Below are 314 nucleotides of genomic sequence, written 5' to 3'. Positions count from 1 at the left end.
CAGAGAACGGTTGAAATACCTCTGTAACAATCGCACTTACATTGTAATCAATATTAATTACTGATGAGTCAACAAAAGGGTTGAGTGTTTCCGTTACTGCTACAGTTACCCCACCACCTCCGCCGATCAACTCCCATTGACTACCATCTGTGGCAGTATCAACCAATGTAATTGTTTTGTTATTAGCGGATACATCAGGCCAATCAACACTTGACCCTGCTACAGCCTCATTAAATAAATCAATACTATTCGATGCTGTTGTATTATCAGTTATTTTTAATCTTTCAATCACTACATCAGCAAACAGATTACCA

Annotated in this window: 1 protein-coding gene; it reads right to left on the bottom strand. The window is 38.2% G+C overall.

Annotated elements, in window-relative coordinates; genetic code table 11:
- The coding region (locus tag D5S11_RS19955; protein WP_164833855.1) for a hypothetical protein at positions 1-314 on the bottom strand (314 nt) is incomplete at both ends.

Source organism: Bacillus sp. L75 (assembly GCF_003676355.1).
Classification (GTDB): domain Bacteria; phylum Bacillota; class Bacilli; order Bacillales; family Bacillaceae; genus Bacillus; species Bacillus velezensis.
Note: the sequence above shows the minus strand (reverse complement) of the source record. Positions and strands in the feature narration are given on the sequence as shown.